The sequence below is a fragment of the Embleya sp. NPDC050493 genome, from assembly GCF_044458105.1.
Lineage (GTDB): Bacteria > Actinomycetota > Actinomycetes > Streptomycetales > Streptomycetaceae > Embleya.
Map to the genome: position 1 here is coordinate 121116 of NZ_JBITHP010000014.1, position 16196 is coordinate 137311.

A 16196-nucleotide genomic window follows, 5' to 3' on the forward strand; every position below is an offset into this window, starting at 1 on the left:
CTCACCCCTTCGCCCCGCACCTCTCGTACGGTGGCCGGAGCAGCAGCACCGAGGGCACCCGCTCCGGGGCCGCCAGGCGCAGCAACCCGTAGCCGATCCCGGCCAGGCCCGTCATCAGCGACGGGGTCTCGATGTGCTGCGGGGTGCCGCAGCGCGGGCCCTCCCCGATCGCCGCCGCGGCGAACCCGGTCGGCTCGGGAATGTCGGCGAGGCCGCGTTCACGGGCCACCAGCAGGAGTTCGGCGTTGCCGAGCGTGCCGTGACACAGGCAGTGCGCGGCGGAAGCGGCCGCGCCGTGCACGGTCGCCGACAGTGCGAGTCGCAGATCCGCGCGCAGGGCGGGGGTGTCGTACGTGTCGTGCAGGCCCAGGACGTCGGCCCTGGCCAGTCCGATTCCCGGGGCGCCGTGGCACCAGCCGTACATGTGCGAGACCGGCGCGTCCGGAGCCCGCCTGTCGTGCCGATAGTCGGGCCAGTTGCGCCACCGGGGGCGGTACTCGGCGCGTTCGTAGGCGAAGGCGGCGCATGCGGCCTCCCGCATCGCGCCGTCGCCCGCCACCGCCGCGAGCCCGGCCAGGGCCCAGCCGATGCCCGCCGCACCGTGCGAGAAGCCGACCAGCGCCTGCGGGTGAGCCGCGTGTCGCCAGCCGATGCCCTCGGCCTGGGGTTCGGCGCGCTCCACGAGCCGGGCGCCGAAGTCGAGGGCGATCTCCAGCGCCTGCGCGGAGCCGGTGTGCGCGTGCACGGCCAGCAACGCCGCGACGGTGCCCGCGTCACCGCCGAGCACATCGGGCGAGTACGCCCCGCCCTCCGTCGACCGCTGCGCGATCAGCCGTACGACATCCGCCACCGGCGGCACCCGGTCCTCGCCCACACACGCGCCGATCTGCATCAGCCCGTACGCCACTCCCGGCAGCCCGGCGAAGCCCGCCGCACCACCGAGCGCCCCGGCCGGCCCGTCGAGCAGCCCGGGTATGTTCCACAACGCCCGGACCGCGAGGTCGAGATGACGCCGCTCGCCGGTGACCGCCCCGAGCCTGGCCAGGAACAGCGCGATGCCCACGGCGCCGTCGTAGAGACCACCACCCGCCGGCGCCACCTGCCAGCCGGCGTCCCCGATCTGCGCGAGCCCCAGCCAGGAGACCCGATCGTCGCGTCGGATCGCCGAAGCGGCCAGCCGGTCACCGATGCGCGTGGCGGCCTCCAGGCAGGCGTCCGCGGTCGGGTTCGTGGCGGGGGAGGGATGGCGGTTGTCGTTCGCGGGCCGGGAGGTGGTGGCGGGGGTGTCGTTTGCCGGTGGGAAGGTGGCGGCGACGGGGGTGTCGTTCGCCGGCCGAACGGTCGGCGCGTACGTGTGTGTCGCGGCCTCGGCGGCGGGGCGCTCGGTGGCCGTGACGTTCGGCCGGGTGGCCAGGGAGGCCCGGATCAGCCACTCCTGTCGGGCCCGGTCGACCGGGCCGAAGCCGGCCTGCTTGGCCCGGACGCGTTCCAGCGGACTCTGCGCGAAGTAGCCCGCGATCCGCTCGCCCCGGCCGGTCCACAGGTCGCGCGAGTCGGGTCGACCGTGGAAGATCGGGACGTCGCCCTCCCACAATTCGGCCTGCTCGTACGGGATGAGGCGGGCGAACTGCGAGTCGTGCCGCGACATCGCCCACAGGAAGTCCTGGAACCGATCCCGGTCCAGCGCGTCCCGGAGCAGGTCCGGGTGCGTGCCCTCGTCCAGCAGCGTCGCGTACACCTGGGTGGGCCGCAGTATCGCCCGCACCTCCAGTCCGGCGAAGCCGGCCAACAATCCGTCCTCGCCCGGCAGTTCGCCGCGACATCGATCGACGACGCGGTATCCGGTGGTGAAGCCCTCGACCAACTCCTCGACGAAATGGGTGGGTTCGGCCGGCTTCCCGTCCAGCGTCGGCCGATTGTCCGCGCCCTCGAAGACGGACCGGGTCCGGACCAGCCGCATCGTGTCGGTGCCCAGGTCCTCCCATGCGGGCGCCGCGAACGGCAGCGAGGCCCCGCGGTCCCCGCCGACCCCGCCCATGTCCAACTCGCCGACCTCGCCGGACAGCACGATGGGCAGCAGCCCCACCCGCATCACCGAGGACATCAGCGCCGCGGATGCCGGGTCCGCTTCGTCGACTCCGAGCAACCGGTGCGGATGCAGCAGCCCCTCCAGATCCAGGAGCACCGGTTGCGCACCGTGCGCGATGAGGTTCTCGTAGTGGAAGTCGGCACCCTCGACCGCATGCAGCAGGGCGAGCAAAGCCCCCAACCGCCGGTAGTAGTCCGCCACCTCGTCGGCCGAACCGCACTCGGCCGGCTCGACGAACTCGATCCACCCGTACGCGTCACGCTCCAGCGCTGCGGGAACGCGCAGCCCCATCCCGCCGATCCGCTCGTCGAACCACGCCAGCAACTCGCCGAACCGGACGTGTACCCCCAACGGTCGCGGCTTGTAGACCAACCGCTGCCCACCGGCGAACCGCAACACGGCCACCGCCCGGCCGCCTCCGTGGGTGTCCCCGCCACCGAGCGCGATCGAGACGGGAGTCCCGGGGTCCCTCCCGGCGAACAGCGCCGACCCGATCGCCTCCCGGTCCGCGTTCCAACGGCGGAACACCTCCGTCACGGCCGTCACCGCCTGCTCGGTACGCCGCGCCAACAGCCGTGCCAGCACCGGGTATTCGAAGAAGAGCCCCGCCCGCCCCGTCGCGGTGGCGAGTTGCTCGACGAACGACCCGAAACGCTCCACCGGCGTGTCCCCGCGCAGCCTCCCGCTCACCCGCATCACGTTGAGTTCCAGGACCAGCGTCCGCAACGCGGCCACGACGAGCGACCTGCTCAGCGCCTCGCCGATGTCGCCGCACAACCCGTCCACGCTCTCCCGCGGCAACTCGGCGCGCAGCCGGTCGAGTGCGTCGGCCACGAACGGCCGTACGATCGACACGACTCCGCTGTGCCGGCCGCCCGCGGCGCCCGCCGCCGGGGGTTCCTCCCGACCCAGGATGCGTTCCAGGTCCTGCCACCATTCGGGCACCCGCCCCGCCCTCTCGGCGAGGTGCCCGGTGGGTTCGGCCAACAGCGCGAACAGCCGGGCCTCGTCCCACCCTTCGCCGAGCGCCGCGAGCCGCGCCGGTAACCACCCCGGGTCCGGGCCGCGCCATCGGGCCAGCCGCCTGAGCGCCCTTTCCTCGGCCTCCCCGGCGGCTTCGCCCCCCAGCGCCGCGCGCTCGACCAGGTTCAAGGCCCGTGCCCACGCCGGATCGCCCAACACGGGCAGCCCGTGCGGCGCGTGGGACGAGACGGTGACATCCGGCATGAGGGCCCCCAGGCACCAACGGACACATACGCACCACCGCGATGCGCGGCCCCATATTTTCAATTGGATGGCTGTCCAGTCAACAAAAATCTCTACCGTCCGTGACTGAAGATCACCCGAAGGTAAAGCGGCTCGATCGCCGGCGTCGGCTTGGGCGGAGGCGACGGCGGCCGCGGGCGCGAAGGCGCCGGCGAGCGGCGGCGTTTCGACGCCCGTGCGGGCCAGGGGCGGTACGAAGTCGCTTCCGTGGGGCACCCGCCGCCCTCGGCGCGGTGTACGTGACGCGCCTGGAGGCCCTGCGGCGGCGGTGTGCGGGGTTGCGGCCGACGGGGGCCTTCGTACGCGGGGCAGCGGGTCGCGGACTTCGCTTTGCGGGCAGAGCATCGGAGCGGCGTGGGCCGCACCGGGCCCGGAGCGTCACCGGGACGGGACGGTATCGCCCGGCGTCGTCCCTACGGCTGCGAAGTGCGGAGGCGTTCCGCGGGGCGGGGTGGGGCGGGGTCGGTGGTCGGGAGGTCGTACATGTGGAAGAGGCGGGCGCGGACCGCGGCCAGTGGGTACGTTTCGGGGTAGACGGCCAGTTTGAAGATCACGCCTTCCAGGACACTTCGCAGCGTGGCCTCCTCGGCGCCCGGGTCGAGTGCGCCGCGTTCGGCGAAGATCGCCCGGATTCGATCCTCGGCATCCTCCAGCGCGGCCAGGTTCGCCCGCTCGGCCTTGGCGTAGGTGGCCCGGGTGGCCGGTTGCAACATGAGCGACAACAGGAGCCGTTGCACATCGACGCTCGCCGCGGCGCCCTGGAGCGTCCGGTCGATGAGCCCGGCCAGCCGCTCGTCGGCGGTGCGCTCGCCCTCCGGCGGAGTGATCGCCCCGTACATGACCTGCAGGGCCTCGGACAGCAACGTCTCCAGCAACTCGTCCTTGGTCGAGAAGTAGTAGGTGACCAGGCCCCTGGCGACCTCGGCGCGGGCGGCGATCTGGGAGATGGTCGCCCCGGCGTAGCCCCGCTCGGCGAAGACGACGAGCGCGGCGTCGAGGATGCGTCGGCGCGAACGCTCACGCAGTTCCTCGTTGGCCGAAGGTGACCGTGGCATGCCCATCCCTCCCCGTCGCGTGCGTCTGTCGGGCCATTGTCCCGGACGCCCGGGCGGGGTCCAGTGCCGGCCCATGATGCATCAGGAGAGGGGTGGGGACCTTGGTGCGGGCCCGCCGTCGTCCGGTGCGGTGCGTCGAGCACGATCGGTCACGAACGGCGGCGGCCTCGGCGCAGGGTCAGCCATGTTGCCGCCGTTGCGACTGCGACGCCCGCGGTGGCGATGGTCGCCCAGCGGAGTGTGGAGGACCGGCCCGAGTCCCCGGCGGAGGAGCGTGCGGCGGCCGGGGGATGTGCCGACGAGGGAGGAGTGCCGGGAGTGGACACGCCTGCCGGGGCGGAGAGTTGCGATTCGGGGGAGCCGAGATTGGTCGGATCGCGGTAGTGCGGGGCGCCGTTCGGGACGCCGTCGATGTTGACGGTGAGCGTGAAGGGCACGCGCAGTTGCGGGTCGGTGTTCGCGACGTCCATCTGGAACCAGATGAAGTAGTCGCCGGGCAGGGACGCCGAGGCGATGGCGTACTCGGCGCTGTCGAGGTTGTTGTGGCGTACCGGGGCGGTGGCGCTCACGAGGGTGAGTGCACTGCCGTCGTAGTCGCGCCAGTCGGTGTTGCCGCCGGGCAGTGCGGCCCAGTCGCGGACCGGGTTCACCGGCCCGGTGCGGATCTTGGCCGTACCGCCGACCGCTCGGCGTTCGGAGGCGGGGAGTTCGGACAGGTCGAGGCGATAGGTCAGGCGTTCGCCCCAGGTCAGGTGTACGCGGTAGTAGACCTCTTCGCCGGGTCGCAGGGCGTCGGTGTGCACGCCGTCGGTGATCGGCGGCGCGTCGCCGTACGAGCCGGCCCCGGTCGTCGGCCGTGCGGTGGCGCGGGCGTGGGCGGTCGGTACGTCGGTGGCCGTCCAGGCGGGCGGCAGCGCTTTCGGGTCGGTGATCTCGGGTTCGATCACGATGCTCATCTCGAGCGGTGCCTGTGTGTCGCGGTATCCGGGTTCGCGGTTGTCGACCCGGACGAGGAAGCGGCCGCCGCCTCCGCAGGCGCCCGGGGCGGCGGCGGGGTCTGGTTCGAGTTCGACGGTGGCATGGGCGGTGACGTAGCCGCCGTTGACGGTGTGGTCACGGTCCTTGCCGCGTACCTGCTCGCGTTCGGCGCACACTCGGCCGTCGACGGTGGTCAGTGCGACCCGCACGGCGTTGCCGGCCGGTTTGCCGGGTGGGGCGTTCCACGGCACGGTCGCCGACACGTGGGCGGTCGCGGCGCGCGGGACGTCGATGCCGTAGTACCGCCGCGGGTGCGTGTCGGCGGTGTCCGGAGGCATCACGTCCAGGTACTCGCCCGGTCGCAGCACGGGTGCCGACGAGGCGGTCGGCGTGCCGGTGACCGGCGTGCCGGCCGGGCGGTACGGGCGCAGCGCACGCTCGGCGGCCCGCCGCAGGCGGTTGGCCAACTCCGCGCCGTTGAGCGTGTCGTGGAACTGTCCGCGGCCGGCCCGGGCGACATCGGTCAGCTGCCTGCGGCCCGCGTCGTCGACCCGGAAGCCGATCACGTCGATGCGCACGTGCACGTCCGAGGCGGCGAGCTCGCGGGCCACCGCGACCGGGTCGCCGCCGCACGTCTCTTGGCCGTCCGAGACCAGCAGGATCGTGCGCGGGCCCGGCCCGGGCAGGTCGCCGGCGGCCTGGCGCAGCGCGTACGCGATCGGCGTGTCGCCATCGGCCTTCACCCCGGCCGCGGCCCTGCCGAACGCGGCCTTGTCGACGGAGCCGACCGGAACGAGCAGCGCGGAGGACGTACAGCCGCCCCCGTACGTGCGCAGGCCCATGCGCGCGCCGGGCGGTACCGCGCCCACCACCTCGTCGACGGCCGCACGGGCCGCGGCGATCTTGGTGAGCCCGGCCCGCGATCCCTCCGGCTCGTTCATCGAGCCCGAGACGTCCAGGGCGACCAGCAGCCGCCCGGCGTCCTCCTCGGCCGCACCCGCGACCGCTCCGCCGCCCCAGGCACCAGCGGCCAGGGCCAGGATCACGAACACCTGTGCCACCAACCGCAACCGCAACCACCGCACGAACACTGCGCTTTCCTTCCCCCGTTCCGCGCGCTTGGGCGCGGTCCCGGCAGCGTGCCGGATGCGCGGCGAACGGGACATCCAACGAGCGGTGGAGATTCCGGGTAAACCTGCGCGGTAGGCCGGGTTCGGGGCCGGGTTCGGGGCCGGGTTCGGGCGAGGGTGAGGGCGCGTACCGGGTCGCCCGAGTCGTCCTGGGTCGGTCGCGGCGGCCGATCACATGCGGATGGTCATCGCCCGGTGACGGTGAATGTCAGGGTTCAGCCCGGCGCCCGCAAGCGGTTTCTCCGAGAGCGCGTACAGGCGGGTCCCCTGCTCCGGGCCCGCCTCGATATGCGCCGGGTGAGCCGGCGCAGGAAGGGGGATTCCGCTCGGCCGGTCAGGGGGCGGTTGCCGGTACCGCGGCCTCCCACGCGTAGCCGTCCGGGTCGGTGAAGGTTCCGGCGTCGCCGCCGATGGTGAGGCGGTGGGATCCGGTGCCGTCGGGAGCCACGCCGACGTCCTTGGCCAGGGCACGGCGGCGGTACAGGGCCGGCTTGACCGGGCCCGATCCGGCGGCGAACTCGACGTAGACGCGGCTGAAGCTCTTCGCCACGACCAGGCCCCGCTCGACGTAGAAGCGCTTGCTCGCGACGACGTCCGCGACGCCGAGCAGGAGCACGATGTCGTCGATGGTCCGGGTGGCGGGGCCGGTGTTCTTCTTCGCCGAAGTGGCGACCTTCCAGATCGTCCCGTCCGGTGCCCGGACGACACCGCCGTAGCCCCACAGCGACTTCGTCGCGGGCTTCAGCGACGTGGCGCCGGCCGCCAGGGCCGCGTCGATCAGGGCGTCGACGTCCGCCGGCTGGGACACCGTGAGTGCCAGTGCGAATCCACGGAAGCCGGTCGTGGGCGCATTCGAGGCCCGCAGGCGCAGTTGCGTGTCCAGACCGAACGCCGTCGCGTAGAAGTGGTGGGCGGCCGAGGGGTCGGCCACGTCGAGCGTCACGGAAGCGATGGTTGCCATGCCCATCAAGCTAGGTGCGGCGATACGACCGGCGCTTCTCGAATCCTGATCGATGCGGCCGGCGCTCGCCGGGCTCGCCGGGCTCGCCGCACCGGAACGCGCGCGGGCGCCCTCCCCGGGCCACCGGCGACCCGTCGGCCGCCATGGAGTCGCCGGCCTCGTCCAGGGCCTTGCCGAGGGCGCGGACGGCGGCATCGGGCATGTCGATCGGGCCCGCCATCGGGGTGCGCGCCGGACCCGGCTGCGGCCCCGGCGCATGGTCTTCGGCGCGTGCGGGGAGTGTGGCGGGGAGTATTCGGCGTGTGGGTGACGGGGTTGGTCGTACAAGCGGTGGGATCATGGTCGCATGCATGTTCGGAGTGGGAATCATGTGCTGGTGTCGGGTCGGCAGGACGGTCCCGTCCTGTTGTTGGCGCACGGGTTCGGATGCGACCTGAACATGTGGCGCTTGGTCCTGCCCGTGCTGGAGGAACGATTCAAGGTGGTGCGCTTCGACCACGTGGGCGCCGGACGGTCGGACCCCGCCGCGTGGGATGCCGAGCGATACTCCACCCTCGCGGGCTACGCCGACGACGTGCTGACGATCTGCGCGGAGACGGACCTGCGGGACGTGGTGTTCGTCGGGCACTCGGTGAGCGCCATGATCGGCGTCCTGGCGGCCATTCGTGAGCCCGAGCGCTTCGCCGGTCTGGTGCTGCTCACCCCGTCGCCGTGCTACATCGACGACGGGGACTACCGGGGCGGCTTCACCCGTGCGGACATCGACGAGCTGTTGGTCTCGCTGGACAGCAACTACCTGGGCTGGTCGGCCGCGATGGCTCCGGTGATCATGGGCAACCCGGAACGCCCCGAACTGGGCGAGGAGTTGACGAACAGCTTCTGCCGTACCGATCCCGGGATGGCCCGGGTGTTCGCGCACACCACCTTCCTGTCCGACAACCGTGCCGACCTGGCCGAGGTCACTACGCCCACCCTGGTGGTGCAATGCCGCCAGGATGCGCTCGCGCCGCCCGAGGTGGGTCGATTCGTCCAGGCCCGGATCCCGGGCAGCAGCCTGGTCACGCTGGATGCCACCGGCCACTGCCCGCAGTTGAGCGTGCCCGAGGCGACCGCCGAAGCGCTCGTCGCCTTCGCGAGCGCGCGATGATGTGCGCGTCCGGGTCGGGGCCGGACGGCGGCGGAACGAGCGGCGAGGACGGGCCCCCGGGCGGTGACGCGGCCGCCTTCGCGGCCCTGCTGGAGGACAGCGCCGAGGACCTGTACGAGCACGCCCCGTGCGGCTACCTGTCCACGCTCCTGGACGGCACCATCGTCAAGGTCAACGCCACCTTGACGGGTTGGCTCGGGTCCACCCGGGAGGAACTCGTCGGTCGGCGCCGCTTCGCCGACCTGCTGACCGTAGGTGGCAGGCTCTACCACGAGACGCACTTCGCGCCCCTGCTGACCATGCAGGGCGAGATCGGCGGCGTCGCCCTCGAACTCCAGGCCACCGACGGCAGCCGCCTGCCCGTCCTGGTCACCTCCATGGTCAAGACCGGCAGCCACGGCCAACCCCTGCTGATCCGCACGACGATCATCGACGCCCGCGATCGTCGCGCGTACGAGACCGAACTGCTGCGCGCACGCCGCGAGGCCGACCTCGAACGCGAACGCCTGCAACGCCTGGCCACCACCCTGCAACGCACCCTGCTGCCGCCGACCCTGTTCGAGGTGCCGGGCCTGGAGGTGGCCGCGCACTACCACATCGCCTCGCCCGATCGGGTCGGCGGCGACTTCTACGATCTGTTCCCGCTCGCCGACGGCCGATGGGGGTTCTTCCTCGGCGACGTGTGCGGCAAGGGCGTCGCCGCCGCGGCCGTGACCTCGCTCGTCCGCTACACGCTGCGTGCGGCGGCCGTGTACGACGCGGACCCGGTCGCGGTGCTGCGCAATCTCAACACCGTGCTCAACCACGAATACCGGGGCGAGGACCCGCGTTTCTGCACCGTGATCTTCGGCCTGATCACCCCCGACCTCGGCCCGATCACCCCCGACATGGATCCGATCACGCCCTATGCCCACGGCTGCACCATCGTGCTCGCCGCGGGCGGCCACCCACCCGCGCTGCTCCTGCGCGCCGACGGCGGCGCCGAGTTTCGGCCCACGCCCGGCGGGCAGCTCGTCGGGGTCGTCCCGGACGCGCACTTCACCACCTCGACGGTGCGCCTGGACCCGGGGGAGACGCTGCTCCTGTACACCGACGGCCTCACCGAGGCCCGCCGCCCGGGGCCGGGCCCGAAGGCCGACCGCTACGGCGAGGACGCCCTGTTCGACTTCGCCGCCGCGCTGGCACCGGTGGGCGCCCGCGCCGCGGTGGACGCGGTCACCGACCTCCTGGCCTCCTTCGGCTCGGGTCTGGACGACGACGCCGCGGTGCTGGCACTGGGTGTGCCCCCTCGGCGCGAGGGGGAAGCGGCGCCGTCGCGCGGCTGACGACATGCGCGGGAGCGGGCGGGCCTGCGCCCCGCGATCGAAGTAGACAGTGTCTACGCAAGGGTAGACAGTGTCTACGCATGTGGTAGACAGTGTCCATGGCACAGGAAGACTCCCTTCGGGAACGGCTGATCGACGTCGGTGTGGACGTCGTCATGACGGACGGCATCGCCGCACTGGGGCTGCGTGAGATCGCCCGCCGGGCGGGGGTGTCGCACGGGGCTCCACGCAGATACTTCGCCACCCACCACGAGCTGCTCTCGGCGATCGCCCGGCGCGGATTCGCGGACCTGGGCGCACGGTTCGAGGTCGCCACCGCCGCGGTCGCGGCACCGCGCCGCCGACTGGAGGCGCTCGCCCGGACCTACGTCGGGTACGCGCTGGAACACCGCGGCATGTTCGAGCTGATGTTCCGGCACGACCTGCTCGACAGCGGGCCCCACGCATCGCCCGGACCACGGCTCCGGGAGTCCACACTCCCGCTGTTCGAGACCATCGTCGCGCTCATCGCCGAATGCCGGGCCGAGCGGGAAAGCGCACACCGGGGCGGCGGGCGGGACACCGCGCGTGCCAACGCCGCCGCCCCGCCACCGGCGGTGACCGCCGCCGCGCTCTGGTCGAACCTGCACGGCATCGCCCAGCTGTGGGTCTGGGACAGCCTGCAACTCGCCCTCGACACCCCGTCGGCAGCGGAAGCCCCCGACGGCGGCCGGCTCGAACTGCTCGTCACCGCGGCCCTGGACGCCCATATAGGCCCGGCGACCACGAGCCCGGCCGCTGCATGACCGAGAACCTCAGGCAACGCTTCGCGCTCGCGGTCAGCGTGGCCGGTGCGATGATCGTCGCGCTGGACGGCACCGTGCTGCTCGTGGCCCAGCCCAGCCTGCAGCGCGACCTCGGGGCGAGTGTGGCGCAGGTCCAGTGGACCAGTACCAGCTACCTGCTCGCGGTGGCCGGGCTTCTCGTGATCGCCGGGCGCCTGGGCGACCGATACGGGCACCCGCGGCTGATGTTCATCGGCGTCCTCGGCTTCGGAGCCGCCTCGGCCGGCATCGCGGTCGCGCCGGACGTGCGCTGGGTGATCGCCCTGCGGGCCGTCCAAGGCGTGTTCGGCGCACTGCTGCAACCCGCCACGCTCGCACTGCTGAGGCTGACCCACGCGCCGGACCGGCTCGGAACGCCCGTCGCCATCCGTACCGGCGCGATCGGGATCGCCGCCGCGGCCGGACCGCTGCTCGGCGGCATCCTCGTCACCCAGCTGGGCTGGCGCTCGGTGTTCTGGATCAACGTCCCCGTGGCGCTCGCGATCGCGGTGCTCACCCTCACCCTCCGGGTGCCGACGCCCGCCCATGCCGGATCGCAGCGGCTGGACCTGCTCGGAGCCGCCCTGCTCGCAGGCGCCCTCGCGGTCCTGGTACACACCCTGGCCGACGTGCCCGCGCACGGATGGACCGCCGCGCCGACGTGGCTCGGACTCGCCGCGACGGCGGGCGTCGCGCTGGTGCTCGTCCTGCACGAGCGCCGCGCCACGCACCCGATCGTGCCCCCGGCGGTGGCCCGGTCCGTCCCCGTGACGGCATCGATGCTGATCATGTTGCTCATCACCGGCGGCATGTTCGGGGCGCTGTTCGTGACCTCGTTCTTCGTGCAGAACGTGCTCGGGCTCGGTCCGCTCGCCACCGGTCTGCGGGTACTTCCGCTGACCGCGCCCATGGTCCTGGGCGCGCCCGTCGCGAGCGCCGCAGTGCGCCGGTACGGACCGCGCCACACCGCGATCGCCGGCGTCCTCCTCGTCGTCCTGGGTATCGTCGCCCTGTCCCGGCTCGATCCGCACAGCACCTGGCTCCTCACCTGGACGGCCTTCGTCGGCCTGGGCACGGGCTTCGCCGCCGTGATGGTCACCGCCACCGGAACCGTCGTCGGTGACGCCCCACCCGGATACGCCGGGGTCGTCGGCGGGCTCAAACAAACCGCCAACAACGTCGGTCCGACCCTGGGAATCGCCGTCGCCGCAGGCATGATGCCGGCCGAGTCGTCCGGGGCCGGACCCGCCGCGGTGACGTCCGCCTCGGCGATCGGTCCCGCCCTCCTGGTCCTGGCCGGACTCGCCGCCCTCGCCCTGGTGCCGGCGTCGCTGCTGCCGCGCGGCCGAATACCTATGCACGACTGATTCCCCGTCGTTTCCGCGTCCCTAGATTGGTGGTCACAAGAGAGCGCCACCACCCGATGGACCGGAACAGAGGAGCGAACCATGACCGCCTACGCCATCGCCAACCTGCGGAACGCCACCCCGCACCCCGAGATCGCCGACTACATCGAGCGGCTGCCCGCCACCTTCGAGCCGTACGGCGGCCGCTTCCTGGTACACGTCACGCAGCACGAGGTGAAGGAGGGCAGTTGGCCCGGGAGCGTCGTGATGATCGGCTTCCCCGGGATCGTCGAGGCACGCACCTGGTGGGACTCGCCCGCGTACCAGGAGATCGCGCCGCTGCGCTCGCGGCACATCGAGGGCGACATCATCCTGATCGAGGGTGTCCCCGAGGGCTACGACCCGGCCGCCACCGCGAGGGCGATGCGCGAGGCGATGTCCGCCGAGTAGCCGTCCGGTGCGACGGCGGACACGGGCACCCGCAGGGCTCGGGGCTCGCCCGGGCGGCGCGGGTCAGTCCCGGTCGTGGGTTTCCGCTTCTTCGTGGGCCGGGGCCGGGATCGGGCCGGTGGCGGCGATCATGTCCCGAAGCAGTTCGAGGACTTCGGCGTGCACGTCGTCCGGGTCGCGGTCGGTGAGCCCGGCGGCCGGGAAGACGTACGGGGCGAACACGCTCCAGGCCAGGACGGCGAGCACGGAGGTCGCGGCGACGACACGCGGGTCGTACCCGTCGCGGGTGCGGTCGGGTGACGGTCCCGCTTCCCACTCCCGTCCGACCAGTCGCGTGAGGGTTCGGATGGCCGGTGATTCGTGGGCGAACACCTTCGATGTGTCGCTGTCCAGAACCGCCCAGGCGAGCATGCGGGCGTATGCGCGCGGGTCGCGACCCAGCCGGGCGAGGGCCGTTTCGGTGTCCTCGGCGTCGGCGAGCAGCCGGCCGCCGTGCAGGGCGGAGGTGCGGAACACCTCGGCGAGCACCGCCTCCTTCGTCCCGAAGTAGTGGTGGATCAGCCCGTAGTTGACCCCCGCCCGTCGGGCGATCTCCCGCAGCGAGACCGCAGCGGGGCTGCGTTCGTGGAAGAGCTCGGTCGCGGCGGCCAGGATCTGCTCGGGGGCGGAGGTCTCGTTCGTCATGCCGTCAGTGTGCTGGACGTCCCGGTGGCGGACATCGCCGGCTCACCCGGCGCGGCGGGCATCGGCGGACGATTCCTCAATCCGGCGGTGCGGGCCGGTATTTGGCGGCGATGGCGGCGAGCCGGCCGGGGTAGTCCTCGGGTGCGACGACGGCCTCGACGAGCACGAGTCGGTCGGGGTTGCGGCCGGCGGTCTCCAGGGCGGCGTCGAGTTCGGCCACGGTGCTGACTCGGGCGGTGAGGGCGTGGTCGGCGCCGAACGCGGCGGGCAGGTCGGTGTAGCGCCAGGGGGCGATGTCGTTGTACGGGGCGTCGGTGGGGTGGATGGCCCGTTCGATCGTGTAGCCCCCGTTGTTGACGACGAGGATCACCGGTGTCGCTCCCGCGCGGGCGATGGTGCCGAGTTCCTGTGCGGTCAGCTGGAACGATCCGTCGCCGATGGCGAGCAGGGTGCGCCGTTCCGGCGCGGCGATGCAGGTGCCCAGTGCGGCGGGCAGGGTGTAGCCGATCGACGACCACAGGACTTGGCCGACGACGGTGACTCCGGCGGGCATGCGGGTGTCGACGATGCCGAAGAAGGACGTGCCCTGTTCGGCGACGACCACGTCGCCGGGGCGGATGAGTGCGGCGAAGCGGTCCCACAGCGCGGCCTGGGTGAGCGGCTCGTGCGGCGCGCGGACCCGCGTGGCGCGGGCCGGGAGTCGTGGCAACGTCCCGCGTACGCCGCTCCTGGCGATGTCGGTGAGCACCGCGAGCGCATCCGTCATGGGCAGACCGGGGAACTCGGTGTCCCCGATGCGCGACGCGTACGGTCCGACGTGGATCGTCCGGCCGGCCGGGAAGTGGTGGGTGAAGCCGCCGGAGTTGCCGTCGCTGATGAGCACGCCGACGGCGATGAGACAGTCGGCGTCCTCGACGAGGGGGCGCGTGGCCGGCCCGCTGCCGGCTCCCACGTACATCCCGGCGAAGGTCGGGGCGCTCTCGTCGACGACCCCCTTGCCCATGTTCATGACGGCGGCCGGAAACGGGCCCGCGGCGATGAGGTCGGCCAGCGCCTCGTGAGCGCCGTGCCGTTCGACGAGGTGGTCGGCGAGTACGGCAGGGCGCGATGCGTGGGCGAGCAGCGCCGCGGCCCGCGCGCGGAAAGCGTCGGTCAGTGGGGCCCGTGGCGGGACGGCGTCGGGAAGCAGAGGCTCGTCGGGTTGCGGCGCGGGGTGGTCGACCAGGTCGCAGGGGAGCGCGATGCGCACCGGGCGTTTGTGCGCCCAGCAGGCGCGCAGGACCCGGTCCATCTCGACGGCGGCGTCCGCGGCGGTCAGGGTGACCCGGTCGCAGGTGACCTCGGCGTGCATGCGTTCGAAGCGGCCGAAGTCGCCATCCGCCATGGTGTGGTGCACGGGGAGCCGGGCATGCACGGCTCGGGTGGACGGTGCGCCGACGATCTGCACGACGGGAACGGACTCGGCGTAGGAGCCGCCGATGCCGTTGATCGCGCCGAGTTCGCCGACGCCGAAGGTGGTGACGAGGGCGCCTGCTCCGCGCAGCCGCGCGTAGCCGTCCGCGGCGTAGGCGGCGCCGAGTTCGTTGCAGGTGCCGACGAAGGCGAGTTCCGAGGCGTACACGCGGTCGAGGAAGTCGAGGTTGTAGTCGGCGGGCACGCCGAACAGGTGCTCGATGCCGAGTTCGCGGAGGCGGGTGACCAGCCGGGCGGCGATGGTGGTCATCGGGCACTCTCCGCGGGGGTCGCGCCGAGAGCGGGGTCCGCCATGCCGAGCATCGCGAGCGCGTTGCCGCGCGCGATCCGGTAGAGCTCGTCCGGCTCCACCTGTTCGGCGATCCGCGCGAGCACGTCCCGGGTGCGCGGCCAGGTGCCGTCCTGGTGCGGGTAGTCGGTCTCGAAGGTGATCCGCTCGATGCCCACCGCCCCGCGCGAGGCGACACCGAAGTCGTCCTCGAAGAAGCAGCCGAAGACGCGGCCCCTGGCGTAGCTGCTGGGAGGTTCGGTGAGGGAGGGGTCGAGGCCGGCCCACGCGGCGCTGTGTCGGAAGATGTTGTCGACGCGTTCGAGCACGAACGGCATCCAGCCGATCTGCCCTTCCGAGTAGGCGATCCTCAGGTTGTGGAAGCGGGCGAGGACGCCGGACATGAGCCAGTCGACGAACGAGTACTGGGCGTTGGCGAAGGTCAGTGCCATGCGTACGCCCTCGGGCGCGTCGGGCGAGGTCACCGGCATGCGCGAGCCGGACCCGATGTGCATGCAGACCACCGTGCCGGTTTCGTCGCAGGCGGCGAGGAACGGGTCCCAGTGCCGGTCGCGGTCGTGGATGCTCGGCAGTCCGAGGTTGGTGGGAAGTTCGGTGAACGCCACGGCGCGGCAGCCGCGTTCGGCGTTGCGTCGGACCTCGGCCGCCGCGGCGTGCGGATCCCACAGGGGGACGATGCACAGCGGCAGCAGCCGCCCGCCGGAGCCGCCGCACCACTCCTCGATCATCCAGTCGTTGTAGGCGCGTATGCACAGTGTCGCCAGGTCGCTGTCCTCGGCTTCGAGGAACGTCTGGCCACAGAAGCGCGGGAACGTCGGGAAGCACAGTGACATCTCGGTGTGGTTGAGGTCCATGTCGGCCAACCGGGCAACCGGGTCGTGGCAGCCGGGGCGCATGTCGGCGTAGGCGATCGGCTCCATCGTGAGCTTGGCGCGGTCGATGCCGACGCAGGCCATCACCTGGGGGATCGGTTTCCTGAGGTCCTCGTAGGCCCACCAGTCGGTCCGGGGCCCGTCGCCGCCGAAGTGGTATTTCACGCTGTTGGCGGTGACGTATTCGGTGCGGCAGGTCGCGCGCACCACGCGCGGGCCGCGATCACGGTGGCGGGCGGGCAGTCGGCGGGTCCACAGGTCCGGTGGTTCGACGACGTGGTCGTCGACGGAGACGACAAGCGGGAGTTCACGGGTCACGGGGGCCTCC

At 72.5% G+C, this 16196-nt stretch carries 12 protein-coding genes; 5 read left to right on the top strand and 7 right to left on the bottom strand.

From position 1 onward, the window contains the following. Position 1 precedes the first annotated feature (1 nt). The 4 genes from ACIBM5_RS25800 to ACIBM5_RS25815 form a co-directional block, all read right to left on the bottom strand. Positions 2–3316 (bottom strand): type 2 lanthipeptide synthetase LanM family protein, encoded by a 3315-nt coding sequence (locus ACIBM5_RS25800; RefSeq protein ID WP_396008998.1) that lies wholly within the window; start codon positions 3314–3316, stop codon positions 2–4. A 452-nt stretch (positions 3317–3768) separates the two neighbouring features. After that, positions 3769–4410: a TetR/AcrR family transcriptional regulator gene (locus ACIBM5_RS25805; RefSeq protein WP_396008999.1), complete on the bottom strand. Its 642-nt coding sequence runs from the start codon at positions 4408–4410 to the stop codon at positions 3769–3771. A 149-nt stretch (positions 4411–4559) separates the two neighbouring features. After that, the gene (locus ACIBM5_RS25810; RefSeq protein WP_396009000.1) at positions 4560–6479 is read right to left on the bottom strand and encodes a VWA domain-containing protein; all 1920 of its coding nucleotides are present in this window, start codon (positions 6477–6479) and stop codon (positions 4560–4562) included. A gap of 373 nt (positions 6480–6852) precedes the next feature. Further along, complete coding sequence (locus tag ACIBM5_RS25815; RefSeq protein ID WP_396009001.1) at positions 6853–7479, bottom strand: VOC family protein; 627 nt, start codon at positions 7477–7479, stop codon at positions 6853–6855. A 346-nt stretch (positions 7480–7825) separates the two neighbouring features. Between ACIBM5_RS25815 and ACIBM5_RS25820 the strand changes: the two genes are divergently transcribed. The 5 genes from ACIBM5_RS25820 to ACIBM5_RS25840 all read left to right on the top strand — a co-directional run bounded on the left by ACIBM5_RS25820 (position 7826) and on the right by ACIBM5_RS25840 (position 12550). After that, entirely contained in the window at positions 7826–8626 is an 801-nt protein-coding gene (locus tag ACIBM5_RS25820) for an alpha/beta fold hydrolase (RefSeq protein WP_396009002.1), read from the top strand. Next, the gene (locus ACIBM5_RS25825; RefSeq protein WP_396009109.1) at positions 8626–9951 is read left to right on the top strand and encodes a PP2C family protein-serine/threonine phosphatase; all 1326 of its coding nucleotides are present in this window, start codon (positions 8626–8628) and stop codon (positions 9949–9951) included. Before ACIBM5_RS25820 ends, ACIBM5_RS25825 begins: the two co-directional genes overlap by 1 nt. Positions 9952–10049: 98 nt before the next feature. After that, the gene (locus ACIBM5_RS25830) at positions 10050–10736 is read left to right on the top strand and encodes a TetR/AcrR family transcriptional regulator (RefSeq protein ID WP_396009003.1); all 687 of its coding nucleotides are present in this window, start codon (positions 10050–10052) and stop codon (positions 10734–10736) included. Further along, the gene (locus tag ACIBM5_RS25835) at positions 10733–12121 is read left to right on the top strand and encodes an MFS transporter (protein WP_396009004.1); all 1389 of its coding nucleotides are present in this window, start codon (positions 10733–10735) and stop codon (positions 12119–12121) included. The genes ACIBM5_RS25830 and ACIBM5_RS25835 overlap by 4 nt, the downstream gene beginning before the upstream one ends. An 81-nt stretch (positions 12122–12202) precedes the next feature. Then, positions 12203–12550 carry a DUF1330 domain-containing protein gene (locus ACIBM5_RS25840; RefSeq protein ID WP_391583456.1) on the top strand — a complete coding sequence of 116 codons (348 nt, stop codon included), beginning with the start codon at positions 12203–12205 and terminating at the stop codon, positions 12548–12550. Between the two features lie 63 nt (positions 12551–12613). Here the strand turns inward: ACIBM5_RS25840 and ACIBM5_RS25845 are convergent, their stop codons facing one another. From ACIBM5_RS25845 to ACIBM5_RS25855, 3 genes are all read right to left on the bottom strand, one after another. Beyond that, the gene (locus ACIBM5_RS25845; RefSeq protein WP_391583455.1) at positions 12614–13234 is read right to left on the bottom strand and encodes a TetR/AcrR family transcriptional regulator; all 621 of its coding nucleotides are present in this window, start codon (positions 13232–13234) and stop codon (positions 12614–12616) included. A gap of 76 nt (positions 13235–13310) precedes the next feature. Beyond that, complete coding sequence (locus tag ACIBM5_RS25850; protein WP_396009005.1) at positions 13311–14957, bottom strand: alpha-keto acid decarboxylase family protein; 1647 nt, start codon at positions 14955–14957, stop codon at positions 13311–13313. Further along, on the bottom strand, positions 14954–16186 hold the full coding sequence (locus tag ACIBM5_RS25855) for an amidohydrolase family protein (protein WP_396009006.1): 1233 nt from the start codon (positions 16184–16186) through the stop codon (positions 14954–14956). The genes ACIBM5_RS25850 and ACIBM5_RS25855 overlap by 4 nt, the downstream gene beginning before the upstream one ends. Between the last annotated feature and the right edge of the window lie 10 nt (positions 16187–16196).

Excerpts from the sequence above, each read along its gene's own strand:
- ACIBM5_RS25800 (WP_396008998.1), bottom strand. The coding sequence starts at position 3,316 with ATGCCGGATGTCACCGTCTCGTCCCACGCGCCGCACGGGCTGCCCGTG.
- ACIBM5_RS25805 (WP_396008999.1), bottom strand. The coding sequence starts at position 4,410 with ATGCCACGGTCACCTTCGGCCAACGAGGAACTGCGTGAGCGTTCGCGC.
- ACIBM5_RS25815 (WP_396009001.1), bottom strand. The coding sequence starts at position 7,479 with ATGGCAACCATCGCTTCCGTGACGCTCGACGTGGCCGACCCCTCGGCC.
- ACIBM5_RS25820 (WP_396009002.1), top strand. The coding sequence starts at position 7,826 with ATGCATGTTCGGAGTGGGAATCATGTGCTGGTGTCGGGTCGGCAGGAC.
- ACIBM5_RS25825 (WP_396009109.1), top strand. The coding sequence starts at position 8,626 with ATGTGCGCGTCCGGGTCGGGGCCGGACGGCGGCGGAACGAGCGGCGAG.
- ACIBM5_RS25830 (WP_396009003.1), top strand. The coding sequence starts at position 10,050 with ATGGCACAGGAAGACTCCCTTCGGGAACGGCTGATCGACGTCGGTGTG.
- ACIBM5_RS25835 (WP_396009004.1), top strand. The coding sequence starts at position 10,733 with ATGACCGAGAACCTCAGGCAACGCTTCGCGCTCGCGGTCAGCGTGGCC.
- ACIBM5_RS25840 (WP_391583456.1), top strand. The coding sequence starts at position 12,203 with ATGACCGCCTACGCCATCGCCAACCTGCGGAACGCCACCCCGCACCCC.
- ACIBM5_RS25845 (WP_391583455.1), bottom strand. The coding sequence starts at position 13,234 with ATGACGAACGAGACCTCCGCCCCCGAGCAGATCCTGGCCGCCGCGACC.
- ACIBM5_RS25850 (WP_396009005.1), bottom strand. The coding sequence starts at position 14,957 with ATGACCACCATCGCCGCCCGGCTGGTCACCCGCCTCCGCGAACTCGGC.